General features: G+C 67.6%; 21 protein-coding genes and 1 riboswitch. Of the genes, 13 read left to right on the top strand and 8 right to left on the bottom strand.

Features of this window, described 5'->3' with window-relative positions:
- Positions 1–29: 29 nt before the first annotated feature.
- Entirely contained in the window at positions 30–1,052 is a 1,023-nt protein-coding gene (locus ACSFBF_RS07750; RefSeq protein WP_435465720.1) for a tripartite tricarboxylate transporter substrate binding protein BugD, read from the top strand.
- Between the two features lie 8 nt (positions 1,053–1,060).
- Here the strand turns inward: ACSFBF_RS07750 and ACSFBF_RS07745 are convergent, their stop codons facing one another.
- Both ACSFBF_RS07745 and ACSFBF_RS07740 read right to left on the bottom strand, forming a co-directional pair.
- Positions 1,061–1,582, bottom strand: coding sequence for a CinA family protein (locus ACSFBF_RS07745; protein ID WP_435465719.1), 522 nt, complete (start codon positions 1,580–1,582; stop codon positions 1,061–1,063).
- Complete coding sequence (locus tag ACSFBF_RS07740) at positions 1,579–2,226, bottom strand: DJ-1/PfpI family protein (RefSeq protein WP_435465718.1); 648 nt, start codon at positions 2,224–2,226, stop codon at positions 1,579–1,581. The genes ACSFBF_RS07745 and ACSFBF_RS07740 overlap by 4 nt, the downstream gene beginning before the upstream one ends.
- 204 nt (positions 2,227–2,430) lie before the next feature.
- On the opposite strand from ACSFBF_RS07740, the gene phbB reads away from it, so the two are divergent.
- From phbB to ACSFBF_RS07725, 3 genes are all read left to right on the top strand, one after another.
- Positions 2,431–3,168 (top strand): acetoacetyl-CoA reductase, encoded by a 738-nt coding sequence (phbB, locus tag ACSFBF_RS07735; protein ID WP_093052606.1) that lies wholly within the window; start codon positions 2,431–2,433, stop codon positions 3,166–3,168.
- Positions 3,169–3,295: 127 nt separating this feature from the next.
- Positions 3,296–4,639 (top strand): dicarboxylate/amino acid:cation symporter, encoded by a 1,344-nt coding sequence (locus ACSFBF_RS07730; RefSeq protein WP_435465717.1) that lies wholly within the window; start codon positions 3,296–3,298, stop codon positions 4,637–4,639.
- A gap of 340 nt (positions 4,640–4,979) precedes the next feature.
- Positions 4,980–6,689, top strand: a complete 1,710-nt coding sequence (locus ACSFBF_RS07725; protein ID WP_435465716.1) for a cation:proton antiporter domain-containing protein — start codon at positions 4,980–4,982, stop codon at positions 6,687–6,689.
- A 23-nt stretch (positions 6,690–6,712) separates the two neighbouring features.
- On the opposite strand, the gene ACSFBF_RS07720 is transcribed toward ACSFBF_RS07725, so the two are convergent.
- Positions 6,713–7,117, bottom strand: coding sequence for a hypothetical protein (locus ACSFBF_RS07720; protein ID WP_435465715.1), 405 nt, complete (start codon positions 7,115–7,117; stop codon positions 6,713–6,715).
- Positions 7,118–7,280: 163 nt separating this feature from the next.
- On the opposite strand from ACSFBF_RS07720, the gene ACSFBF_RS07715 reads away from it, so the two are divergent.
- From ACSFBF_RS07715 to ACSFBF_RS07675, 9 genes are all read left to right on the top strand, one after another.
- Positions 7,281–7,502, top strand: coding sequence for a hypothetical protein (locus ACSFBF_RS07715; protein ID WP_435465714.1), 222 nt, complete (start codon positions 7,281–7,283; stop codon positions 7,500–7,502).
- A 79-nt stretch (positions 7,503–7,581) separates the two neighbouring features.
- Positions 7,582–7,883, top strand: a riboswitch (cobalamin riboswitch).
- Positions 7,884–8,015: 132 nt separating this feature from the next.
- The gene (locus ACSFBF_RS07710; protein WP_435465713.1) at positions 8,016–10,202 is read left to right on the top strand and encodes a TonB-dependent receptor; all 2,187 of its coding nucleotides are present in this window, start codon (positions 8,016–8,018) and stop codon (positions 10,200–10,202) included.
- 11 nt (positions 10,203–10,213) lie between these two features.
- Positions 10,214–11,746: a PepSY domain-containing protein gene (locus ACSFBF_RS07705; RefSeq protein ID WP_435465712.1), complete on the top strand. Its 1,533-nt coding sequence runs from the start codon at positions 10,214–10,216 to the stop codon at positions 11,744–11,746.
- A gap of 46 nt (positions 11,747–11,792) precedes the next feature.
- Entirely contained in the window at positions 11,793–12,470 is a 678-nt protein-coding gene (locus ACSFBF_RS07700; RefSeq protein WP_435465711.1) for an energy-coupling factor ABC transporter permease, read from the top strand.
- A gap of 82 nt (positions 12,471–12,552) precedes the next feature.
- Positions 12,553–13,620 carry a cobalamin biosynthesis protein CobW gene (gene cobW / locus ACSFBF_RS07695; protein WP_435465710.1) on the top strand — a complete coding sequence of 356 codons (1,068 nt, stop codon included), beginning with the start codon at positions 12,553–12,555 and terminating at the stop codon, positions 13,618–13,620.
- Positions 13,621–13,632: 12 nt separating this feature from the next.
- The gene (gene cobN / locus ACSFBF_RS07690) at positions 13,633–17,451 is read left to right on the top strand and encodes a cobaltochelatase subunit CobN (RefSeq protein ID WP_435465709.1); all 3,819 of its coding nucleotides are present in this window, start codon (positions 13,633–13,635) and stop codon (positions 17,449–17,451) included.
- The gene (locus ACSFBF_RS07685; protein WP_435465708.1) at positions 17,448–18,515 is read left to right on the top strand and encodes a magnesium chelatase ATPase subunit I; all 1,068 of its coding nucleotides are present in this window, start codon (positions 17,448–17,450) and stop codon (positions 18,513–18,515) included. The genes cobN and ACSFBF_RS07685 overlap by 4 nt, the downstream gene beginning before the upstream one ends.
- A gap of 119 nt (positions 18,516–18,634) precedes the next feature.
- The gene (locus tag ACSFBF_RS07680) at positions 18,635–19,153 is read left to right on the top strand and encodes a vWA domain-containing protein (protein ID WP_435465707.1); all 519 of its coding nucleotides are present in this window, start codon (positions 18,635–18,637) and stop codon (positions 19,151–19,153) included.
- Positions 19,154–19,197: 44 nt separating this feature from the next.
- Complete coding sequence (locus ACSFBF_RS07675) at positions 19,198–19,533, top strand: DUF1090 family protein (RefSeq protein WP_435465706.1); 336 nt, start codon at positions 19,198–19,200, stop codon at positions 19,531–19,533.
- 29 nt (positions 19,534–19,562) lie between these two features.
- Here ACSFBF_RS07675 and ACSFBF_RS07670 read toward each other — a convergent pair whose 3' ends face one another.
- The 5 genes from ACSFBF_RS07670 to ACSFBF_RS07650 form a co-directional block, all read right to left on the bottom strand.
- Positions 19,563–20,045 (bottom strand): SET domain-containing protein, encoded by a 483-nt coding sequence (locus ACSFBF_RS07670; protein WP_435465705.1) that lies wholly within the window; start codon positions 20,043–20,045, stop codon positions 19,563–19,565.
- A 47-nt stretch (positions 20,046–20,092) separates the two neighbouring features.
- Positions 20,093–21,025, bottom strand: a complete 933-nt coding sequence (locus ACSFBF_RS07665; RefSeq protein WP_435465704.1) for an ABC transporter substrate-binding protein — start codon at positions 21,023–21,025, stop codon at positions 20,093–20,095.
- A 21-nt stretch (positions 21,026–21,046) separates the two neighbouring features.
- The gene (locus ACSFBF_RS07660) at positions 21,047–21,898 is read right to left on the bottom strand and encodes a PA4780 family RIO1-like protein kinase (protein WP_435465703.1); all 852 of its coding nucleotides are present in this window, start codon (positions 21,896–21,898) and stop codon (positions 21,047–21,049) included.
- Positions 21,895–22,971: a GNAT family N-acetyltransferase gene (locus ACSFBF_RS07655; RefSeq protein ID WP_435465702.1), complete on the bottom strand. Its 1,077-nt coding sequence runs from the start codon at positions 22,969–22,971 to the stop codon at positions 21,895–21,897. Before ACSFBF_RS07655 ends, ACSFBF_RS07660 begins: the two co-directional genes overlap by 4 nt.
- A gap of 307 nt (positions 22,972–23,278) precedes the next feature.
- A complete protein-coding gene (locus ACSFBF_RS07650) occupies positions 23,279–25,216 on the bottom strand; it encodes a reverse transcriptase family protein (protein WP_435465701.1) in 1,938 nt (645 codons plus the stop codon).
- Positions 25,217–25,255 lie beyond the last annotated feature (39 nt).

The raw sequence follows: 25,255 nt of genomic DNA, 5'->3' as shown, positions 1-25,255 counted from the left end.
GAACACCCATAACCATAGGAGACAAAGAAGTGACAGCAACGAAGACAACGACAAAAGCGAAGACCTGGAAATTCAAGGCCCTGCTCGCGGCCTCGGCCGGTGCCTGCCTGTTCGCCCTGCAATCGCCCGCCGCAGCACAAGCCGCGTGGCCCGACAAGCCCATCACCATGGTCGTGCCGTACTCCGCCGGCGGCCCGACCGACGTGGTGGCGCGCATGCTGGCCATTCCCATGGGCAAGTCGCTGGGCCAGACCGTGATCGTCGAGAACACCGTGGGCGCGGGCGGCACCATCGCGCCCACGCGGGTGGCCAGGGCGGCGCCCAATGGCTACACCATCCTCATCCACCACATGGGCATGGCCACCGCGCCCGCGCTCTACAAGAAGCTCAACTATGACCCGCTGAAAGACTTCGAATACATCGGCCAGGTGTTGGACGTGCCGATGACGCTGCTGTCGCGCAAGGACTTTCCGGCCAACAACTACCAGGAGCTGCTGGCCTACGTGAAGGCCAACAAGGACAAGGTCACGCTGGCCAATGCGGGCGTGGGTGCGGTGTCGCAGCTGTGCGGCCTGCTGTTCATGAACCAGATCGGCGTGCAGCTGACGACGGTGCCGTACAAGGGCGCCGGCCCGGCGCTCAACGATCTCATGGGCGGGCAGGTCGACCTGCTGTGCGACCAGACCACGCAGACCGCGCCGGTCATCAAGGACGGCAACCGCGTGAAGGTGTTCGGCGTGACCACGCCTCAGCGCCTGTCGAGCATGCCCAACATCCCGACGCTGGACGAGCAGGGCCTCAAGGGCTTCGACGTGCGGGTGTGGCACGGCATGTATGCGCCCAAGGGCACGCCACCTGCCGTGATCGAGAAGCTTAACGTCGCCCTGCGCGCCGCGCTGCAGGACGACATGGTCAAGCACCGCCTTGCCGAACTCAGCTCGGAAATCGTGCCGCTGGACAAGCAGACGCCGGAAAGCCTGCGCACGCACCTCACGGCAGAGGTCGCCAAGTGGGGCAAGGTGATCCGCGCGGCGGGCGTGCAGGCGGATTGATCCTTCGTTCAGGCGGGCGGTGGCTCTGGCTGCGTCCGCAGCGTCTCGTCGAACAGCGCGAGCAGGTGCCGCGCGAACACGTCCATGTTCGCCGGCCGGTCTGTGTCGCCGGTCTCGATGGTGCGGCTCACCGTCACCGCGCCGACCACTGCGATGCACACGTGCCCCGGTGCATCGCCATACGGGCTGCCTGACGGGCCGGCCGCGCCGCTTTCGGCGATGCCCCAGGTGGAGTGGTGGGTGTCGCGCACCCGACCGGCGACGAGCAGGGCGTAGGGCTCGGTTTCCCCGCGCATGCCGGTCATGTCTTCAGCGGTCAGGCCCAGCAGCGCCCGGCCGGCGCGCCGCGAATAGACGACGGCGCCGCCGCGGAAGTAGGCCGACGCGCCCGGAACGGCAAGCAGCGCAGCTGACACGAGGCCGCCGGCCGAGGACTCGACGACCGAGACCGTCTGGCCCCGTGCGCGGAGCGTCTTGCCGATGCGCGCGGCGAGCACCGGCAGCGGTTCGGGCAGGGCGGGCGCAGTCATGGCGCCCGGAAGCGGGAGCCGGGCCGCTTCACGTATGCCGGCGCGCGCTCGTGGCTCGCCGTGTCTCCGTAGACCGTGTCCGCCGGGTAGTACTCGGCCTGCAACTGCACCCGGGCCGCGGCTTCCTCGCCCGCGGTGTGGGCGATGAAGGCCAGCATCAGGTCGGTACCGGCCGATACCCCGGCCGAGGTCCAGACGTTGCCGTCCCGCACGAAACGCTGCTCGACCACTTTCACGTCGCCCAGCGCGCGCAGGCGGTCGAGCGAGCCCCAGTGCGTGGTCGCGGTCTTGCCCGAGAGCAGCCCGGCCGCGTGCAGCACGAAAGCGCCGGTGCACACCGACATGAGCGTCTGGCAGCCCGGCGCCTGGTCGGCCAGGAAGCGCGTCATCGCTGGGTTGTCGACCTCGCGGCGCGTGCCCATGCCGCCGGGCACGAGCAGGCAGTCGAGCGGCGGGCAATCGGCAAAGGACACGTGCGGGTTGATGGACAGGCCCTTGGCGCAGACCACCGGTTCGCGCTTTTCGGCCACGATCAGGCAGTGCTCGGGACCGCCGGCCAGCTTGCTCCACATGGTGAGCATTTCCCAGGGGCCGACGAAGTCGAGTTCCTCGACCTCGGGGAAGACGATGATCCCGAAATTCATACTTTCGAACTCCTTGGGTGTTGCCGCTTGCACGGGCTTGCACAAGAACAGACAGTGCGAGGATAGAGGCTGGGCACGAAGGCCGCTCTTCGTGACAGCTGGTTGCAAGCTTGGCTCAGTGTTTTCCTCAGAGGACGCAGGCTTGAAACTCGCTAGAGTGAAGGTGGCCGTTCAGGCTTTTGCTACGTACACAAAGGAAATCTTATGAGCAAGAAAGTTGCATATGTCACCGGGGGCATGGGTGGCATCGGAACAGCCATCTGCCAGCGTCTGCACAAGGACGGGTTCACCGTGATCGCCGGTTGCGGCCCCACGCGCGACTACGCCAAGTGGCTGGCCGAACAGAAAGCCGAAGGCTTCGAGTTCCACGCGTCGGTCGGCAATGTCGGCGACTGGCAATCCACCGTCGAGGCCTTCTCCGCCGCCAAGGCAGCGCACGGCGCCATCGATGTGCTGGTCAACAACGCCGGCATCACGCGGGACCGCATGTTCCTGAAGATGACGCCCGAAGACTGGAGCGCGGTGATCGAGACCAACCTCAACAGCATGTTCAACGTCACCAAGCAGGTGGTGGGCGACATGGTTGAAAAGGGCTGGGGCCGCATCATCAACATCAGCTCGGTCAACGGCGCCAAGGGCCAGGCGGGCCAGACCAACTACTCGGCGGCCAAGGCCGGCATGCACGGCTTCACCATGGCGCTGGCACAGGAGCTGGCCAACAAGGGCGTGACGGTCAACACCGTGAGCCCGGGCTACATCGGCACCGACATGGTCAAGGCCATCCGCCAGGAAGTGCTCGACAAGATCGTGGCCACCATCCCGGTCAAGCGCCTGGGCGAGCCGAGCGAAATCGCCTCGATCATCGCGTGGCTCGCCACCGACGAAGGCGGCTACAGCACGGGGGCCGACTTCTCGGTCAACGGCGGCCTGCACATGCATTAAGCATGCTGACCTACACCTGATCGACAAGACCCGCTTCGGCGGGTTTTTTCATTTGATCGATGCGGATTCCACGGATAGAAAGCCGCCGACACGCGTCCTACAGTTCTCAACCCTCCGGAGGCAAGCAATGGAAAACACAACAAGCACATCCGCCAAAAAGCTACCGCTCTACCGTTCGCTCTACGTGCAGGTGATCACCGCGGTGATCATCGGCGTGCTGCTCGGCCACTTCTATCCTGCGGCCGGCGAAGCGATGAAACCGCTGGGCGACGGCTTCATCAAGCTGATCAAGATGATCATTGCGCCGATCATCTTCTGCACGGTGGTGGTGGGCATCGCCGGTATGGAAGACATGAAGAAGGTTGGCAAGACCGGCGGCCTGGCGCTGCTGTATTTCGAGGTGGTCAGCAGCATCGCGCTCGTGGTCGGGCTGGTGCTGGTCAACGTACTCAAGCCCGGCGCGGGCATGAACGTCGACCCGGCCACGCTCGACACCAAGTCGATTGCCTCCTTCACCGGCCCCGGCAAGATGACCGGCACGGTCGACTTCATCCTGAACATCATTCCCAACACGCTCGTCGATGCGTTCGCCAAGGGCGAGATCCTGCAGGTGCTGCTGATCGCGGTGCTGTTCGGCTTTGCGCTGCACCGCTTCGGCGGCCGCGGCACGCTGGTGTTCGATGTGATCGAGAAGGGCTCGCACGTGCTCTTCGGCATCGTCAACTACATCATGAAGCTGGCGCCCATCGGTGCCTTCGGCGCGATGGCCTTCACCATTGGCAAGTACGGCCTGGGCAGTTTGTTCTCGCTCGGCAAGCTGATGGGCACGTTCTACCTGACCTGCCTGCTGTTCATCTTCGTGGTGCTGGGGCTCATTGCAAGGTTCCACGGCTTCAGCATCTGGAAGTTCATCAAGTACATCAAGGAAGAACTGCTGATCGTGCTGGGCACGTCATCGAGCGAATCGGTGCTGCCGCGCATGATGGAGAAGATGGAGAACCTGGGCGCGAACAAGACCTGCGTGGGCCTCGTGATCCCGACCGGCTACTCGTTCAACCTCGACGGCACTTCGATCTACCTGACGATGGCGGCGGTGTTCATCGCCCAGGCGACCAATACGCCGATGACGCTCACGCAAGAGATCACGCTGCTGGCCGTGCTGCTGCTCACCTCGAAGGGTGCGGCGGGCGTCACGGGCAGCGGCTTCATCGTGCTGGCGGCCACGCTGTCGGCCGTGGGCCATGTGCCGGTGGCGGGGCTTGCGCTGATCCTGGGCATCGACCGCTTCATGTCGGAGGCGCGCGCGCTGACCAACCTGATCGGCAACGGCGTGGCCACCATCGTGGTCGCCAAGTGGACCAACGAGCTCGACGAAACGCGGCTGCAGGCGGGGCTCAACAACGAGAGCTGGGTGGAGTCGCAGGAACCCGAAGTGCTCGATGCTGCTCGCACCAGCAAGATGGCTGGCTAGGACGAAGGGCATGGTTCGGGGCGCGATCACGCCGACGGGGTACCTTGCTCCGCGAATGTCCCCCGGCCTGCGGCCTCCTCCTTTATTTCGCTGCGCAAGGCACCCCATCGGCGTGATCGTTCAGAGCACCGGCTAATCGGCCAGCACAACGACTGCGCCCATGTGCGAATGGCACCGGGTGCTCCCCGCAGCGAAATAAAGGAGGAGCCGAAGGCGGGGGACATTCGCGGAGGGGAGTACCCGGTGTCATTCGCACGCACCCCGAACACACGCACCAGGAACCCGAACAAGATGGCCGTGTGAAATAAAAGGGCAGACATCGTTCCTGCAAAATGGAGCGATGCCCCACAGCGTCTCCCTCATCAACACGATCGCCGCCGGCTTGGGGCTGGCGCTGGTGTTCGGATTCCTGGCAGCCAAGCTGCGGCTGCCCGCGCTGGTCGGCTACCTGCTGGCGGGCGTGATCATCGGCCCCTTCACACCGGGCTTCGTGGCCGACGCGGAAATCGCCGCCCAGCTTGCCGAAATCGGCGTCATGCTGCTGATGTTCGGCGTAGGCCTTCATTTTTCCCTCGACGACCTGCTGGCCGTGCGCAAGATCGCACTGCCCGGCGCGATCGCGCAGATCGGCGTGGCCACGCTGCTCGGCGGCGGGCTGGCCCTGTGGTGGGGCTGGAGTCCCGGCGCGGCGCTGGTGTTCGGGCTGGCCCTGTCGGTGGCAAGCACGGTCGTGCTGCTGCGTGCGCTCGAAAGCCTGGGCATCCTCGATTCGTTCACCGGTCGCATTGCCATCGGCTGGCTCGTGGTCGAAGACCTGGCGATGGTGCTGGTGCTCGTGCTGTTGCCGCCGCTGGCGGGCACGCTGGGCGGGCAAGGCGCGCAGCAGGGCGGGCCGGCCGATCCGCTGTGGCAGACGCTGGGCCTCACGCTGCTGCAGGTCGGCGGTTTCGTGGCGCTGATGCTGGTGGTGGGGCGGCGCGTGTTCCCGTGGATCCTCTGGCAGGTCACGCGCACCGGTTCGCGCGAGCTCTTCACGCTGTGCGTGGTGGCCGCGGCCGTGAGCATCGCCTTCGCCTCGGCGGCGCTGTTCGGTGTGTCGTTTGCGCTGGGCGCCTTCTTCGCCGGCATGGTGATGCGCGAGTCGCAGTTCGCCCACCGCGCGGCGCAAGAGTCGCTGCCGCTGCGCGACGCCTTCGCGGTGCTGTTCTTCGTGTCGGTCGGCATGCTGTTCGACCCCTCGGTGCTGATCGACCGGCCGCTGCAGGTGCTGGCGGTGGTGCTGGTCATCGTGCTGGGCAAGTCGCTTGCGGCCTGTGCGCTGGTGCTGGTGTTCCGCTACCCGCTGGGCACGGCGCTCACGGTGAGCGCCAGCCTGGCGCAGATCGGCGAGTTCTCGTTCATCCTGGCCGGGCTGGGCGTTTCGTTGGGCCTGCTGCCGGTGGAAGGCCAGAGCCTGGTGCTGGCGGGCGCGTTGATCTCCATTGCCACCAACCCGTTGTGGTTCAGCCTGATCGGGCCGATGCAGAAGTGGCTGCACGCCCGTTCGTCCTTCGCGCGCGGGCTCGAATCGCGCGACGACCCGCTGGCCGAACTGCCCATGACCACCGAGGCCAAGTACCTCTCGCGGCAGGTGGTGCTGGTGGGCTACGGCCGCGTCGGGCGCCGCATTGCGGCCGAACTCGATGCGCACGACATTCCCTACGTAGTGGCCGACCAGAACCGCGAACTGGTCGAAAAGTTGCGCGAAGCCGGCACACCCGCCGTGTGGGGCGATGCGGCCGACCCGGCCGTGCTGATCCAGGCGCACATCGCGCGCGCCCGCGTGCTGGTGGTGGCCACGCCTGACGCCATGAACGTGCGCCAGATGATGGAAACGGCGCGCACGCTCAACCCCACCATCCAGACCGTGATCCGCAGCCACAACGAGCAGGAGGCCCGGCTGCTCACGCAGGAAACCTCCGCCACCGTGTTCCTCGGCGAGCATGAACTGGCCCAGGCCATGGCCCGCGATGTGGTCCAGCGCGCCGTGTCGATGGCCGTGCCGGCTTGAAGACGCCCGCCTTCCTCTTCTTCTCAGAGGTCTTCGATGACCAGCGTGCGGTAGCGCTGTGCGATGGAATAGGGCACGGTGCGCACCAGTTCCATCAGGCGTTCGGCGGCGGCGCCGTCTCTTGTCCTTACCAGCAGGCCCGTATGGCCGTCGTGCGCCAGCTTGGTATAGGCGCGTACCGTCGCGGCGTCGGTGCCGGCGGAGGGCAGGGGGTTGTCGGATGCCTTCGCGGTCGGGGCGATCTCGGCCAGCACCGCTTGCGCGGGAAGCAGATAGACCTCGTCGCCACTCATGCCTTTTTCGATCAGGCGGTGGCCGATGCGGTCGGCGTCTTCCGCATTCGGAAACATCACCATCGAATAGCCGGTCGGATAAAAGGCTCCGCCGATGCTCGATCGCATGCCCGGTTCAAGAGTGAAATGCTTCATGCTGCCTCCTGTTCTTGGAAAGGCTTCTGAAAGGTCCCTGACTACAACATTAGGTCGCACCGGCACCGGGCTCTGTAGGAGAAACCCGAAAGCACTGTCAACCGCGTGCGTACCCCGCCCATTCAAAAAAGAACCGACAACCTTGTCAGCCACTCGCACCTCCATGTCCTCATCGAGAAACATCGCGCTCACCGTCCATGAACTGGAGGCGGGCGAGTTCTATTGGGTGCTGATGGAGGCGGTCGACGATACGCCCGGCGAGACCTCCCACATCTACATGCCGCTGGAGGCCGCGCACGATCCCTATGCCACCTATTCGAATGCGCTGGTGGCGGGCGTGGCCGTGATGCGGCGGCTGTTCGGACCCGAGGGAAGGCCTGTCTGAGGCTCGCCCGAGGCCTTCGGCGGAAGGCCGCTCCCTATAATCCCGCCGTTCTGGTGTGTTAATTCTTATTAATCCCGCCAGGCAATACGGTTCGAAGGTGCCCCGCACGCCATCTCATGGCCACGGGGTTAAACGGGAAGCAGGTGCGCCGCGTCGTTCATTCTTGATTGATTGACGCTGCAACTCCTGCGCTGCCCCCGCAACGGTCAGCGGATCTGGAAACCCTCACGCTCATGTCCCCTCGATGGCATGGGCAGCCACTGCGCTTCGGCGTGGGAAGGCGAGGGTTTCGGCCGCGGTGTGCATCCATTCATTGATTGATTGATTGGCACGCCGCGGCGCTCCGCAAGCCCGGATACCGGCCTTCGCAACCGCCTTCGGATGCTGCGGGAGTGCGTGTCCGGGCCTGCCACCGCTTCGCGCTCGCGCGTACCGTCGCAGTCCCTTCGTCTCTTCCGCCACGTCCTTTATCGGTCAGGAGCCTGCGGGGACGCAGGTCGGAGGAGAAGTCACATGGGTCATGCATCGCCAGCGCGCGATAGCAGGGGCGCGCCGCTGTGTTGGGCACGCCTTTCGGGTCTTTCGCTGGGTCTGGGGCTGGTTTTCGGGCCTTCCGCGGTCCTCGCGCAGTCGTCGGGTGAAACGGCCAACGGCAGCGGCCAGAGCCTCAAGCCGGTGCAGGTCGAGGCCGAGCGGCACACGCCGCTGGCCATCGACGAGCCCTCGCACACCGGCAGCCGCCTGGGCCTGACGCCGCTGGAAACGCCGGCCAGCATCGAAGTGCTGACGGGCGACACCATCCGCGCACGCGGCGACGTCTCGGTAATCGATGCCGCCACCCGCGCCACCGGCATCACCGGCTCGCCCGGCCCCGGCAACGGCGGCACCGCGATGGCGGCGCGCGGCTTCTCGGGCCACGGCTCGGTGATGCAGCTCTTCGACGGCACGCGCCTCTACGCGGGCGCGGGCACCGTCACATTCCCGTTCGACACCTGGTCGGTCGACCGCATCGAAGTGCTGCGCGGCGCGGCCTCGGTGATGTTCGGCGAGGGCGCCATCGGCGGCGCGATCAACGTGGTGCCCAAGAAGCCCACGCGCGGCCCGATCCAGAACGAAGCGCTGGTCACGATGGGCTCCGACGCCACTCGCCAGGTGGCCTTTGGCAGCGGCGGGGCGATCAACGACAAGCTCTCTTACCGCTTCGACATCAGCCACCGCAAGACCGATGGCTTCATGCAGCGCGGGCAGGCCGAGAGCCTGGCCGTGGGCGCGGCCGTGCGGCTCGACGTGTCGCCGCAGCTGCAGTTCACGCTGTCGCACGACGAGGGCCGCCAGTCGCCGCAGCGCTACTTCGGCGTGCCGCTGATCGACGGCCGCCTGAGCAGCCAGACGCTGCGCCAGAACTACAACGTCGACGATGCGGAAGTCAAGTACCGCGACAAGTGGACCCGGCTCGACGCCCAGTGGACGCCCAACGATGCCGTCACCGTGCGCAACCAGCTCTACCGGCTGGAGAGCAAGCGCCACTGGCGCGACAGCGAGACCTACACCTACAACGCCACCACGCGGCGCGTGACGCGCGGTGACTACCTGGAGATCGGCCACGACCAGGAGCAGATCGGCAACCGCACCGACGCAACGTTCAAGCACAGCCTGTTCGGCCTGGCCAACCAGGTGCTGGTGGGCTTCGACGCGAACCACATCAACTTCCAGCACAGCAACGATTCGCCCTACGGCGGGCGATCGGTGGTCGACCCCTTCGTCTTCAACCCCGGCTACTACGTCTCGCCCGTGGCCTACACGCCGCGCTACCGGACCAAGACCGACACCTACGCTTTCTTCACCGAAGACAAGCTGGCCTTCAACGAGCAGTGGTCAGTGGTGGGCAGCCTGCGCTGGGACCATGCCAAGGTGGCGCGCACCGATCTGCAGAACGCGGCCAACAACCTTGGCAAGACCTTCGAGTACGCCACCGGCCGCCTTGGCGTGGTGTATGCGCCCGATGCGTCGCAGTCGTTCTACGCACAGGTGGCGCGCGCGGCCGACCCGCTGACTTCGCTCATCACCACCTCGGCCACGCAGGTGCCGTTCGAGCTCAGCACCGGCCGGCAGGTCGAGGTGGGCTACAAGCGCCTGCTGGCCGACAACCGCGGCGCCTGGACCGTGGCGGCCTATCGCATCGAGAAGACCAAGCTGCTCTCGCGCGACGCGACCGACCCGACCATCACCCAGCAGATCGGCAAGCAGTCGTCCGAAGGCATCGAAGCCACGCTCGACCTGGCGCTCACCTCGACGCTGCGGCTCGAGGCCAACGTGGCCAAGCTGCGTGCGCGCTATGACGACTTCAACGAAGTCGTCAGCGGGCGCCTGGTCTCGCGCGCGGGCAACACACCCACAGGCGTGCCCGAAGAGGCCGCGAACCTCTGGCTCAACTGGCGCTTCCTGCCGCAGTGGGAGGCCGATTTCGGCGTGCGCTACGTCGGTCCGCGCCAGGTCGATACGGCCAACTCGCGCAAGATCGGCTCATACACCGTGGCCGACGCGGGCGTGAGCTGGCAGGCGAACCCGTCGCTGAAGTTCGCGCTGCGTGCCTACAACCTGGCCGACCGTCGCTACGCGGTGTCGTTCTCGAACGGCGGCAACCAGTGGCTGCTGGGCCGCCCGCGTTCGTTCGAGCTGTCGGCTCTGGTCAACTTCTGAGCGACGCTCTCATGACTTCCGCATGGCGCCGCGCCTGGCCGGGCATCCGGCACTGGCTCTACTGGACGCACCGGTGGCTGGGCATCGGCGGCTGCCTGCTGTTTGTCATGTGGTTTCTCTCAGGCGTCGTGATGATGTATGTGGGGTATCCCAACCTCACGGACGAAGAGCGGCTCGCAGGCCTGGCGCCGTTGCGTTTCGAGCAGGCGGCGGTGTCACCTGCGGCCGCGCTCGATGTGCTTCCGCAGGCCGCCCGCGCGCAGCCGCCGCGGCGCATGGTGCTGGAGATGCAGGGCGGCATCAACGCCGAACCCGTATGGCGCATCGTCGATGCGAGCGGCGGCCGGCACACGGTCTCGGCGCGCGACGGCCACCTGCCCGGCCCGGTCGATGCCGCGCAGGCCGAGGCCATCGCACGGGCTTTCTCGGGTCACACGAGTGCGCATTGGGCCGAGACGCTGGAGCGCGACCAGTGGACCGTGCCGCAGGGCCTGAACCCGCTGCGCCCGCTGCACCGCATCGAAGTCGGCGACGCCGCCGGCACGGAGCTGTATGTGTCGCAGCGCAACGGAGAGGTGGTGCGCGACACCACGCGTTCGGAGCGCTTCTGGAACTGGCTGGGTTCCGTGCCGCACTGGATCTACTTCACGCCGCTGCGCGCCGATCCGCCGCTGTGGCACGACGTTGTGGTGTGGTTGTCGGCGGCATGCATCGTTTCGGCCGTGACGGGCATCGTCATCGGCATCCTGCGGGTGCGCTTGCGGCGCAGGTTCCGAAATGGCGCGGTCACGCCGTACAGCGGGTGGATGGCGTGGCACCACATCGCGGGGCTCATCGGTGGCTTCTTCGTGCTGACGTGGATCATCAGCGGCTGGCTGTCGATGAACCCCAATGGCTGGTTCCAGCGTGGGGCTGGCGATGCGGCGGCGATGGCGCGCTACACGGGGGCCGGCACCTCGCCGTTCCCCTGGCCGCCAGCGGTGTTGCCCTCAGGCGAGGGCGACGCCGCACCACGCGAGGCTGTGCTGCTGTGGTTCGACGGCAAGCCGCTGCTGCAGCTGCGCGACGCGAAGGCGCGTGTGCGGGTGGTCGATGCGGCCACGGGCGACCTAGCCTCTATCGCCAAGGACGACATCCTGCGCACCGCCGCCCGCCTGCGGCCCGGCGCCATCACCCAGGCCACGCTGCAGACCCGAGAAGACTTCCACTGGTATGGCCACCACCGCGAGCGCATCGTGCCCGTGTGGCGCCTGCAGTTCGACGACCCCGCGCGCAGCTGGATCTACATCGACCCGGCCAGCGGCCAGGTCGCCGGCAGCAACGACAGCAATTCGAGGCTGCGACGCTGGCTATTCAACGCCGCGCACAGCCTCGACTTTCCCTGGCTCATCCAGTACCGGCCGGCTTGGGACGTCGTGGTGTGGCTGCTGTCGATCATCGGCACCGTGGCCTCGGCCAGCGGCGTCGTGATCGGCTGGCGACGGCTGCGGCGCAAGCCCCGGCCGTCGGCCGTATCGAAGGGGCTTGCGCAAGCAGGCCCATGAACCAACAATCAACTTTCGCACTGCGGTGCATTTCAGGAGGTGCTTGATGCACATCGAACCAGGTCTCGTCGACGGATCCAAGATCTTCCTCAGCTACGCCACGGCGGCAGCTGCTCTCGCCTATACGGGCAAGGTGGCCTTCGATACGGCCGTGAAGGACGGCCTTGCCGCCCTGGCGCTGCGCTCGGCCATTGCCATTGCGCTGGTGTTCTGCTTCTTCGAAGTGTTGCCGCATCACCCGGTGGGCGTGTCCGAGGTGCACCTGATTCTCGGCACGACCCTGCTGCTGGTGTTCGGGTTGGCGCCTGCGGCCATCGGCCTGGCGGGCGGGTTGCTCATCCAGGGACTGTTCTTCGAACCGCAGGATGTGCCGCAATTCGGCATGAACGTCACCACCTTGCTGGTGCCCCTGTTCGCGACTGCCGCGCTGGCACGGCGCATCATTCCCCAGAACGTGGCCTACGTGGACATCGGCTACCAGCAGGCATTCAAGCTGTCTGTGGCCTACCAGGGTGGCATCGTGGTCTGGGTCGGCTTCTGGGCGCTCTACGGACGCGGCACCGGGCTCGAGAACCTGAGCCAGATCGCCAGCTTCGGCGCTGCCTACATGACCGTCGTGCTTGTCGAGCCGCTGGTCGACCTGGGCGTGTTGGCCGCCGCAAAGGCCTGGCGTCGTCTGCAGGGCACGGCCTTCGTCGAGCGCCGCCTGTACAGCGCCATCTGATTCAACCAATGCATCGCCGCGCTCACGAGGTGCTACCTCGGGGAGTGGCACAGGCGCTTCCGCGCCTGAAAGAACATCTCCCATGACACAAGCAAGCAACGCCAAGATCCCCGTCACCATCGTCACGGGCTTCCTCGGCAGCGGCAAGACCACGCTGCTGCGCCACATCCTCGGCAACGCCGAAGGCCGCCGCATCGCGGTGATCGTCAACGAGTTCGGCGAGCTCGGCATCGACGGCGAGATTCTTCGCGGCTGCGGCATCGGCTGCGACGACGAGGGCAACGAGCGCGAAGGCGCGCTGTACGAACTGGCCAACGGCTGCGTCTGCTGCACCGTGCAGGAAGAATTCCTGCCCGTGATGCTGCAACTGGCCGAGCGGCGCGGCGACATCGATGCCGTGATCATCGAGACCTCGGGCCTCGCGCTGCCCAAGCCGCTGGTGCAGGCCTTCCAGTGGCCGGACATCGCCAACATCTTCACCGTGGACTCGGTGGTCACGGTGGTAGACGGCCCGGCCGCCGCGTCGGGCCAGTTCGCCGAGAACCCCGAGGCCGTCGACGAGGCGCGCCGCGCCGACCCCAACCTCGACCACGAATCGCCTCTGCACGAGCTGTTCGAAGACCAGCTCTCGGCCGCCGATCTCGTGGTGCTCAACAAGACCGACCTGATGGACGACGCCGCGCGCGCCAAGGTCGAGGCACTGGTGCGCGAGGAGCTGCCGCTCGAAGTCAAGATCGTCGCCGCCACCGAAGGCAGGCTGCCGCTCGCGCTGCTGCTAGGCCAGGGCCGCGCGGCCGAGGCCACCATCCACCTGCGCGAAAGCCACCACGACCACGAGGAAGACCACGACCACGACGAGTTCGACTCGCTCGTGATCGAGCTGCCGCCCGTGGACCGCGACAGCCTGCTCGCAGTGCTCGGCAAGCTGGTCGAGCAGCACACCATCTACCGCGTGAAGGGCTTCGTCGCCATTCCGGGCAAGCCGATGCGCCTTTTGGTGCAGGGCGTGGGCCGCCGCTTCGACCACCACTTCGACCGCCGCTGGCGCGATGGCGAGGCGCAGCGCACGCGGCTCGTGTTCATCGGCGAAGACCTCGACGAGGCCGTGTTGCGCAAGGCGCTGGAAGAGGTGAGCGCGGTCGCAGCCTGACGGCCTGAACGCATGCACCTGCTGAGCACCCAGCCCGGACGCTTCGTCGAAGACGACAGCGTTGTCACCCGGCTCGACCAGACGCCGGGCGACATCGTGGTGCTCAGTTCGGCCGACACCACGCTTGCGCTGCTCGCGGCGGCGCGCACGGCGCTGGCGGCCACCGACCCCGGTTATCCCTCGCTGCGGCTGGCCAACCTGATGCACCTGCGCCAGCCTGCGTCGCTCGACCTGTACATCGACGAAGTGCTGCAACATGCGCGCGTGGTGGTGGTCGATCACCTGGGTGCGGAATCGGCCTGGGCCTACGGCTTGCAGCAGCTTGAAAAGCTGGCGAAGCGCAAAGGCCAGCAGCTCGCCATGTTCTCCGGCGACCTGCAGGAAGACGAAGACCTGCTCGCGCGCAGCACGGCGCCGCGCGTGGTGAGCCACCAGCTCTGGCAGTACATGCGCAGCGGAGGGGCGGGCAATGCGATGCAGTTCCTGCGCGCGGTGGCCTTTCATGGCCTGGGCCACGGCGAGGCGCCGTTGCCGCCGCGCAGCCTGCCGCAGGTTGCGCTGCATGTGCCGCGCGGTATTGACGCGGCCCACACCGTGGCCGGCATCGATGACCTGCGCGCCGGGTGGCATGCGGGCGCGCCGGTGGTGGCGCTGGTGTTCTATCGCTCGCATCTGCTTTCGGGCAACACGGTGGCTTTCGATGCGCTCGCTGCCGCATTGAGCGCAGAAGGGCTGAACCCGCTGCCGGTCGCGCTCGATTCGCTCAAAGACCCGCTGTGCCTGTCCACGCTGCGCGAGCTATGCATCGAGCATGACGTGCAGCTTGTGCTCAACACCACGGCCTTCGCGGCACTGGGGCAGGGCGCGCAGAACGAAGAGGGCGAAGGCATCGCGCTGGCCGGCGACGCACCCGTGCTGCAGGTGATCGTGAGCGGCGGCAACCGCGAAGACTGGCTGGCCGACAGCCAGGGCCTGCGCCCGCGCGACATCGCGATGCAGATCGCGCTGCCCGAGATGGACGGCCGCATCATCACCCGGGCCGTGAGCTTCAAGGGCCTGTCGCACCGCTGCGAACTCACGCAGACAGAGGTGGTGAACTACCAGCCCGAGCCCGATCGCATCGCCTTCGTGGCCGAGCTGGCGCGCCGTTGGTGCAGGCTGCGCAGCCTGCGGGCCGGCGAGAAGCGCATCGCGCTGATCCTTGCGAACTACCCGGGTAGCGAAGGGCGCATCGGCAGTGGCGTGGGGCTGGACACACCGGCTTCGGTGATGGCGATTCTGCGAGCGATGGCGGCCGAGGGCTATGCGCTGGGCGAGCCCGGCACGATGCCCACCGACGGCGATGCGCTGATGCGCAAGCTGCAGGAAGGCATCGCGAACGACCCCACGCAATGGACCGCGCGGCCGGCATGGCAGAGCTACGGGCTGGCCGAGTACCGCGCATGCCTGGCGAAGCTGCCCGACGGCATGGCGGCCGCCATCGACGCGCGCTGGGGGCCGCCCGAACAAGACCCGATGGTGCGAAACAACCGCTTCATGATCGCCGGCCTGCGACTGGGCCGCGTGTTCGTCGGCATCCAGCCTGCGCGCGCCCTGGGCACACTGGGTGCGGCCGACTACGCGAGCTATCACGACGCGGAGCTGGTGCCGCCGCACAGCTATCTCGCTTTCTATTTCTGGCTGCGCGAGGCTTTCGCCATCGACGCGGTGGTGCACGTCGGCAAGCACGGCAACCTCGAATGGCTGCCGGGCAAGAGCATCGCGCTGTCGCAGTCCTGCTGGCCCGACGCCATCCTCGGGCCGCTGCCCAATGTGTATCCCTTCATCGTCAACGACCCGGGCGAGGGCGCGCAGGCCAAGCGGCGCACGCAGGCGGTCATCGTCGACCACCTGATGCCGCCGCTCACGCGCGCCGAGAACCATGGTCCGATGCAAGACCTGGAGCGGCAGGTCGACGAGTACTACGACGCGCTGCTGGTCGACGCGCGCCGCGCCAAAGTGCTGCGTGCCCAGATCCTCGCGGCGGTGCGGGCGCAGCATCTGGTCGAGGAGCTGGGCATGCCGGGTGTGGAAGACGATGCGGTGCTCGCGCGCGTGGATGCCTACCTGTGCGAACTGAAGGAAACGCAGATTCGCGACGGGCTGCACGTGTTCGGCGCGTCGCCGCAGGAGCGGCTGCGGCGCGACACGCTGCTGGCGCTGGCGCGCTATCCGGCTGCCGATGGCGTGGGTGCGAATGCCGGCCTGCTCGGCGCGCTGTCGCAAGACCTGCTGGCGGGCGATGCCTTCGACCCGCTCGACATCGACGCGGCCAAGCCTTGGCAGGGCGCGCGTCCTGCGCTGCTGCAATCGGTGAGCCCTGAAGCATGGCGGCATCAGGGTGACACGCGCGAACGGCTGGAACTGCTGGCGCAGCGCCTGCTGGAAGAGGGCGAATGCCCGCCCGAACTGCCGAAGACCGCCGCTGTGATGGGCCGTATCGCGCAAAGCCTGGCGCCTGCGCTCGATGCCTGCGGTGCGCAAGAGCTGCTGCAACTCTCTCGCGCCCTGCAAGGCCGCTTCGTGCCGCCGGGCCCGAGCGGTTCTCCTTCGCGCGGCCGTCCCGACGTGCTGCCCACCGGGCGCAACTTCTACGCGGTCGATACGCGCGCCATTCCCACACCCACTGCCTGGATGCTCGGCCTCAAGTCGGCCGCGCAGTTGGTCGAGCGGCACATGCAGGAGCACGGCGACTATCCGGTGGCCATGGGCCTGTCGGTTTGGGGCACGGCCACCATGCGTACCGGCGGCGACGATCTGGCGCAGGCCTTCGCGCTCATCGGCGTGCGGCCCAAGTGGGCGCCGGGCAGCCAGCGCGTGGTCGATTTCGAGGTGCTGCCCACGGTCGGCCTCGGCCGTCCGCGCATCGACGTGACGCTGCGCATCTCGGGCTTCTTCCGCGACGCCTTTCCCAACGCCGTGCAGATGTTCGATGCGGCCGTGCAGGCTGTCGCTGCGCAGGAAGACGAAGACGCCGAGCGCAACCCGATCCGCGCACGCATCCTCCGCGAAGCCGCTGCGCTGGAAGCACAGGGCACTTCGCCGGAAGAAGCGCGCCAGCAGGCCGGCTGGCGCGTATTCGGCTCCGCGCCCGGCAGCTACGGCTCGGGCCTGCAACCGCTGTTCGACCATGGCGACTGGCAGACCGACGACGACCTGTCGAAGGCCTATGTCGGCGGCAGCGCTCACGCTTACGGCCAGGGCAGCGACGGCGTGCCCGCCACCGACGCACTGGTGCGCCGCCTGCGGGCCATGAACGTCGTCATGCAGAACCAGGACAGCCGCGAGCACGACCTGCTCGACTCCAACGACTACTACCAGTTCCAGGGCGGCATGGTGGCCGCCGTGCGCCACCTGAGCGGCCGGCAGCCGACCATGTATCACGGCGACCACGGCAACCCGCAAGCGCCGCGCGTGCGCACGCTGAAGGAAGAAATCAGCCGCGTCATCCGCTCGCGCGTGGTCAATCCGAAGTGGATCGACGGCGTGAAGCGCCATGGCTACAAGGGCGCTTTCGAGATGGCCGCGACGGTCGACTACCTGTTCGGCTTCGACGCCACCGCGCGCGTGGTCGGCGACCACCAGTACGCGATGGTGGCCGACGCCTACGTGCTCGACGAAGCCACCCGCGACTTCGTGAGCGAACACAATCCGCGCGCACTGCACGACATGCTCAGCCGCCTGCTCGAAGCCATGCAGCGCGGCCTGTGGCAGTCGCCCGGTGACTACAAGAACCAATTGGAAAACCTGTTGCTCGACCACGAGCAGCAGATGGAAGGAAGCCTGCGATGACCACTGCCGCCCCGATGCCGGTGCCTTTTCCCTTTTCCGCGATAGCGGGTCAGCCGCAATTGCGCCAGGCGCTGCTGCTGGCCGCTGTCGATCCGGGGCTGGGCGGCGTGCTGATCGAAGGGCCGCGCGGCACGGCCAAGACCACGGCCGCGCGCGCGCTCGCCGAGCTGCTGCCCGGTGCGCCCTTCGTCACGCTGCCGCTGGGTGCGAGCCTCGAAAGCCTTGTCGGCACGCTGGACCTCGGGCATGCGCTGGCCGGCCATGAGCTCAAGTTCGCGCCCGGCCTGCTGGCGCGCGCGCATGGCGGTGTGCTGTATGTGGACGAAATCAACCTGCTGCCCGATGCGCTGATCGACTCGCTGCTCGACGCGGCGGCCAGCGGTGTCAACGTGGTGGAGCGCGACGGCATCTCGCACCGGCACGCGGCGCGCTTCGTGCTGGTCGGCACCATGAATCCGGAAGAGGGCACGCTGCGCCCGCAACTGCTCGACCGCTTCGGCCTGTGCGTACAGCTGCGCAACATCGGAGACGCGGCGGAGCGACAGGCCATCGTGCGTGCGCGGCTGGCTTTCGATGCCGATCCGCTGGGCTTTCGCGCGAAGCATGCACAGGAAGAGGCCGAACTGGCGGCTGCGCTGGTTCGTGCGCGGGCGCTCGTGGCCGATGCATTGGCGCTGCCGTACGGCGATGCGGTGCACGAGGCGGTTGGTGCGCTGTGTATCGAGGCCGGCGTCGATGGGTTGCGCGCCGATCTCGTGATGCTGCGCTCAGCCCGGGCACTAGCGGCGTGGGAGGGCTCTGCCGCCATCACCACCGACCACGTGCAGCGCGTGGCCGAGGCCGTGCTGCTGCATCGGCGCAAGCCTGAAGCCGAGGCGACTCCAGCGCCGGCCCCCACCCCCCGAGTCGCCAAGCCCGACGGGAGCAGTAACGGCAAGGATGAAGCGAACAGCACAGGCGACGAAGACTGGGGTGCCATGCCGCCAGAACCCGTCGGCATCGAGCGCGTGAAGCCGCTGCGCCCGCTGATCGCCCCGGCGCAGGCCGCCCCAAAAAAAGCCTGAGCCTCCGGGACGCCGCACCCGCTGGCGCACGCCAGGGTGACCGGAGGCAGGGCTCGCAAAGGGAGGCATGGCACGGCCCCTCGCCGCAGGGCACGGCCTTCGACTGGCCGCGCACTCTTGTGGCGCGTGGCGCCGATCGGCTGCGTGCCGAACACCTGCGCCATCGCCCGCAAGAGGCGCGCAGCGGCGCGCTCCATTGCTTCCTGCTCGACTGCTCGGCCTCTATGCGCAATGACGGCAACCTTGCACGCGCCAAGGGCCTGCTGCTCGTGCTGATGCAGGAGGCCTACCAGCGCCGCGACCACGTTGCGCTGCTGTGCTTTGCTGGCGAAGTGGTCGAACTGCGCCTGCCCCCACGCCGCGCCAGCGCCTGGAACGACGAGTGGGTCGCGCCGATTGCCGCTGGCGGCGGCACGCCGCTCGCGCTGGGTGTGCAGCGTGCCGACCAGTTGCTCGCGAAGAGCGAGGCGCGGCAACGCTGGCTGTGGCTGCTGACCGACGGCCGCAGCAGCGAAAGCCCCGCGCGGCCCGAGGCCGCCGATGTCGCGTGCGTGGTCGATTTCGAGGCAGCGCGAGTGCCGCTGCACCGCGCCAAGCAGCTCGCCGCGCAGTGGGATGCGCGCTACCTCACCGTGTAGGGCTGATTGGCGGTTTTTGCACCGCCGTTGCGTTACCGTGCGGCATGAGCGTCAAAACCTTTTTCCTGGCCCTTGCGTTGAGCGTGACGCTGCCTGCCTTCGCACAATCCGCCGTGCCGCCGGACGGCGCGACTTGCCAGGCGGAGGAGGCATCACTTGAGCGCGACATCGATCTCGCGCGTTCCCGGGGCCAGATGCTGCGGCGGCGAGAGCTTGCCGAGGCATTGAGCGCTCTGCAGACGCGTTGCAGCAAGACCGCGCCGCCGGCCGAGAGCCGCGCAGCCCGCATCGACAAGCTGGAGCAGGAAGCCAGGGCGCTTCGCCTGGAACTCGATCGCACCGAGGAGCAACTGCGCAAGCTGAAGAACGAGTCGCCCTGACGGCAAGGCCACCTCGGACGACGGGTCGCTTACGGGGCGGGCGCCTCGGTTTCTTCAGGCGCCAGCATCGTCCCCCTACAGCCCGGTGAGCCGCAATGGCAGGGGTACTTCGATGGCGGCGAGCCGTCGTCCGCCGTCAGCGAATAGTCGATGAACAACTCGTCGCCCGCGTCCACCGCCACCAGCGTCTGGAACTTGAGCACCAGTTCGCCAGCTTCGTCGTATTCCTCCACCGCTTCGCAGTTCGGCTCGCACGAGTGGTTCAGGTGGCGCGTGGCGTTGCCGCCCTTGGCGCCATCGATGGTCTCGTGGTTCGTCAGCGTGAACAGGTAGGTGAGCTGGTCGTCCCAGACCTTGGTGGCGATTTCGGCCTTGGTGTAGCGGCGGCCTTCGTAGAGGCCGAGGAAGGCTTCGGGCGGCAGGTCGCGCGTGGCGAAGGCGCCGAGGCCGTGCACGCCGCTGGGGCCCACCCGGACGAAAGGGGTGGAGGAGGTTTGCTTGCGATGCTTCATTGGGGAAAGAGGGAAACGGTGGGCGTGTTGTTGTCGCTGTCTGTCATTCAGGGCTTCGGCTCGCCCAGCGAGGCCAGGCACCCCACGATGGCATCGGCCGCCTCGTCCAGACGCGGGCCGGGGCGCATCATCAGGTCGAAACGCGCCGACGCAAAGCTGCACACGCGCCCGCGCTGGATGGCCGACATGGCCGACCAGCCGGGCCGCGAAGCCATGGCGGAGATTTCGCCGAGGGCCGAGACCATCAATACGTCTGGGTTGGCGCGCACCACGAATTCGGGGCTCATCTTCGGGAACGGGCCGAGCGTGCCCGGCACGGCGTTGCCGAGCCCGAGGCGGGCCAGCGTCTCGCCGATGAAGGAGCTTTCGCTGGCCGCGGCCATGCCGCCGTGCACTTCGAAATACACGCGCCGGCCTTGCCAGCCGGCCGGCACGCGGGCCTTGGCCGCGTCCAGCCCGGCATCGAGCTTGCGCCAGAAGGCTTCGCCCGCACCGGGACGGCCTGTGGCTCGGGCCACGGTTTCCATCACGCGGCGCATGTCGGCATGGGTCTTGGCGTCGAGCGCCAGCACCTTGATGCCCAGGCGCTCCAGCGGTTCGGCGGCGCGGCTGCGCGGACGCAGCAGCACCAGGTCGGGCTTGAGCGCGACGATGCGCTCGATGTTCGCGTCGTCGATGCCGCCCACCTGCGGAAGCCCTTTGACCGACGCTGGCCAGTTGGCGTGGCGGTCGATACCCACCAGCCGATCGCAGGCGTCGAGCGCGCAGACGGTTTCGGTCAGCGAGGGCATCAGCGACACGATGCGTTTTGCTGGCGCCTGCAGTTCAAGCGTGGTGCCGCGGTCGTCCTCGAGGCGGATGCCGGCTGCGTGCGCGTGCATCGCCGCTGGGCCGAGGCCCAGGGCCACGAGGGCCGCGGCCTTGGCGATCTGTCGTGCGGTGGTGGTGGAAAGGGGCGGGCGCAGGGCGGAAGAGTTCATCGGGCGGGCATCGTGAGCCCGCTATTGTCGCGGCGTCTGCATGCGCAGGCGCCGCGCCGCTTCTTCCTCGCGTGCATCGTCCACCTCGCGCAGCACGTTGCGCAGGTCGACCGGGCCGGTCTCGTGCACGAACATGCCCGTCAGCTCCGTCTCAGGGCGCAGCAGGCCGCGCTCGTAGAGGTGCCAGATTTCGTCGCCATAGTGCGTACGCAGCAGCGCGGGCGCGAATTGGCCGAAGAAGTCGCGCAGGTTCCCGACGTCGCGCAGCAGCATGCGCCGCGCATGGTTGTTGCCCGCTGCGTCCACCGCCTGCGGCAGGTCGATGATCACGGGGCCGTCTTCGGCCAGCAGCACGTTGAACTCCGAGAGGTCGCCGTGCACGATGCCGGCGCACAGCATGCGCATCACTTCCTTCAGCAGGCTGGCGTGGTGGCGTATGGCATCTTCGGGCGAGAAGGCTACGTCGTTCAGGCGCGGGGCGGCGTCGCCGTTGGCGTCGGTCACGAGGTCCATCAGCAGCACGCCTTCGAGAAAGTTGTGCGGCGTGGGCACGCGCACGCCCGCGGCGGCCAGGCGGTAGAGCGCATCGACCTCGGCGCTCTGCCAGATGGCCTCGGTCACCTGTCGGCCGAAGCGCGTGCCCTTGGCCATGGCGCGCGCTTCGCGGGTGTTCTTGACGCGGCGGTTCTCGGTGTAGTCGACGGCCTGGCGGAAGCTGCGCTTGTCGGCCTCCTTGTAGACCTTGGCGCAGCGCGTCTCGTCGCCGCAGCGCACGACGTAGACCATGGCCTCCTTGCCGCTCATGAGCTGGCGCACCACGGTGTCGATCAGGCCTTCGTCGATCAGTGCCTGCAGTCGCTGGGGTGCTTTCATGGACGTGTCTCCTGGAGGAAGGTTCTCAGGCTTTCCGTGCCGATCTGGTAGAGCCCATCATGCCTGTGCGCGGCATAGCCGAGCCGGTGGTTGATGGAGAGCATGGGCTCGTTGACCTCGGCGTTGTGGGTAAAGGCCATCGCGACCTCGGGATGGCGCTGGCGCACGAGCTGCAGCATGGCGGCCTTCACGCCCTTGGCCAGGCCCTTGCCGCGCCACCGGCGCGCCACGGCCGTGAGCCGCTGGTGCATGCGGTCGGGAAAGCGCTGGTTCCAGGCGGCGTCGCACACCGCGATCACTTCGTCGCCGTCGAGCAGCAGCACGAGAAAGTGGTCACCGCCGCGGCGGTCCATGTCGGCGTACCAGGGCGGAAAGTCTTCCAGGTCGTAGCGCAGCGGCGGCCGTTCGAGCATGGTGGTGGGCGCGTCGCTCAACAGCACGGATAGCGGCTCCATCAGCGTCGCGAGCCGCTCGAACGGCACGCGGCCGGCGTGCACCTCGGCGCGCAGGCCGTGGGCGGGTGCAAAGCCTTCGGCACGCCAGCGTGCGAGTGCCTGCCAGTCGAGGCCGGCGAAGGCCATGCGGTTCTCGACGCTGCGATGCTTCTCGACAGCGCCGATGGCCTGCAGGAAGGCGTGGCCTTCGGGCAGGTGCGCCTTGATGGTCGCTACGGACTTGCCCTGCGCCTCCATCAGCGCCAGCAACGTACGAAGCAGCGCGCTCGCCACGCCGCGGCGTCGGTGGGGGCGCAGCACGCCGCCCCAGGCTTCGAGGAACGGCGTGAACGCCTCGTACTCTGGAGTGCCTTCGCGGCGAAAACTCGCGCTCAGGCTGCCGATGAATTCGCCGTGCTCGCCGACGGCCAGCACGCGGTGAAAGACATACAGCGGGTTGGGCCGCTGCACGTTGTACCGGGTGTCGGCATCGGGAGCGATGGGGTCGCCGGGAAAGTCTTCTTCGGTGCGCAGGCGCCAGTACGCGAGGAAGTTGCCCCAGTCGGCTTCGCTCGCGCGTTGGGGATCGAAAACAGTGATCACGGTATGCCGCGCAGATGCGGCACGGGTTTCGAGCATGGTTGTTGGCCTTGATTCGACAAATGAACGGGGCGCCGCCGGCACATGCGTGCCGGTGGCGGCGTTTGAATCGGGGCGGCTTGGGGGCGTCGCGACGGCCGGGAGGCCGTGCGGGGCAGACTGGCTACGCGATAGACGCGTGAGCGATCAGTTCAGATGAGGCCCGACAAACCGCACGTGGATGGGGGCATGAATTGCAGTGTCTACCATCGCGCACCTCCGCTTTCTGTGTGGTTGTCGAAGCGTCGAATGTAGCGGGCTCGCCGCGTGCTGGGAAGTGCCGTGTGGTTTTGGCGCATGCAGCGCGTCAGTTCTTCATGCCGTGCACGACCGACGCAATCACCGAAGACACGAGGATGGCCGCGATGAAGCGCAGCCAGCCGGGCTTGCGCTGCAGGAAGTTGCTGATCGCCACGCCGCCCGTCAGCAGCCAGATCAACGGGCTGGTGCCCGCGAGGAAGACGCTGACCACGTAGAGGGCCTGCAGCACCATGCTCAAGACCCAGCCGATCTGGGCGGCGGCGCCCAGCGTCCTGGTGGGTGCTTCAGCCTGGCTGGACGCGGGCCGTGCCGTGCTGCGCGTCGCTGCGGGGGCGGTGGCCGGCTGCTGCGGCCGTGCTGCTTCGCGCTGCGCCTTCTTTTCTTCCGCCAGTTGCTCGGCGGTTTTCTCCAGCACCGGCGCGGGCGCTTCTGCCGGCTGCCACCACGCGGGCCAGGGCGCCTTGCCCGCGGCGGATTGCTTGCGGAACTCGCCTGCTGCGAGCTTGCGTTGAGAGGCTTGTGGAGCCGTCGTCGTCGCTGCCGCGCCGCTTCCTTGGTGCTTTGCAGCCAGCGCACGCACGCGTTGCAGGTACGGCTCGCCGCGCGCCGGGTCGGTCATCGCGATGAAGTTCGCATAGCCGCGCAGCGCACCGATCACGTCGCTGTTGCCGTTCCACTGCAGGCCCTGCGGTCCGTGCCGTTCGGCCTGGTGCAGCACGGCGCGGAAGCGCCGCAGGGTGTCGCGGTCGACCGAGAGCTTGTCGTTCACCACGATGCCCGTCACATGCTGCTGCTGATGCTTGCGCATGACCTGCTGCTTGTCGGGATGCACCGTGAGGCCTTCACTGGCTACGATCTGCTTCACGCGCCACAGCAGCTTGCCGGTGTCCTGGCTGTGCTCGGGGCCGGCCGAGAAGCTCAGGTCGTCCGCATAGCGCGTGTAGCGAAAGCCCAGCTTGGCGGCGCTGGCGGCCAGCCGCGCGTCGAGGCGGCGACACAGCAGGTTGGTCAGCATCGGGCTGGTGGGTGCGCCCTGCGGCAGCACGCGTTCGCCGCGCGCGACGAAGTAGCGCCGGCCGTCGAGCTGCACTTCGTCGGTTGGCGCCTCGGTGCACACCAGCGCCAGCAGGCTCGCCACCTGCGACGAATAGCCGAGCTGGCGAAACACGCCGCGCACGCGGCGCATGCCGATGGAGGGAAAGAAGTCTTTCAGATCGAGGTTGATGACCACGTCCTGGCCCACGTGCGGCGCAGCATTGGTGAGGATCGATCGGCCTGGCAGAAAGCCGTGCACGGCCTCGTGCACCGGCATCTTCGCGAGGATGTTGTCGAGCACCCAGTACTGCGCGCGCTTCATGCGCGGCATGGGCGCGGAGATGTGGCGCTCGCCGCCGCTCTTCTTGGCAATGGTGAAGCGCTGGTAGTGGCTCACGCTCGCCACCTCGCGGTGCCAGGCGAGAAAACGCAGTTCGCCGAGGCCGATGCCCATCGCGGTGGCGAGGTCGCCCGCATGGTCGAGCGCGGGCAGGGCGTTGCGGGCCAGCGCCTGGCTGTCGCTGTGTGCCTCGTTGAGGCCGCCCGATACGCCGTCGCCCACATACAGCAACTCGCGCTGGCGCCGGTCGTGCCATGCCACGGCGCGCGCATGGCGGCTCTGTGCAAGGCGCTGGCGGGTTTCCTCGCGGCGTTCGCGGGCCTTGGCCATGCGCTCCTTGCGCATCGTCTTCAATGCCCTGTCGCGGTCTTCGATGCCGCGCAGTTCGTCGCCGAGCTTGGAGAGAGCCGTCTGCAGCTCGCTTTCGCGGCGGATCAGTTGCGCCTCGACCGTCGGCTGCGCAGCGTCCTGCGGCCAGAAGCCGAGGCGCTGCATTTCCTCGAGGATGACTTCCTGCTTGGAGCCCTTGCGGATGCGCTCGTACAGCTCCTCGCGCGTAAGTGCCGAGTCGGGAATGGAAGAAGAGGAGGCGGGGGACTGCATGGTCATGGCGCTGCGCCACTGGCCGATGCACTGCTGATGATGAAT

The organism is Variovorax nivicola, assembly GCF_051216475.1.
GTDB lineage: Bacteria > Pseudomonadota > Gammaproteobacteria > Burkholderiales > Burkholderiaceae_C > Variovorax.
This window is presented reverse-complemented; position numbering and strand designations above follow the sequence as displayed.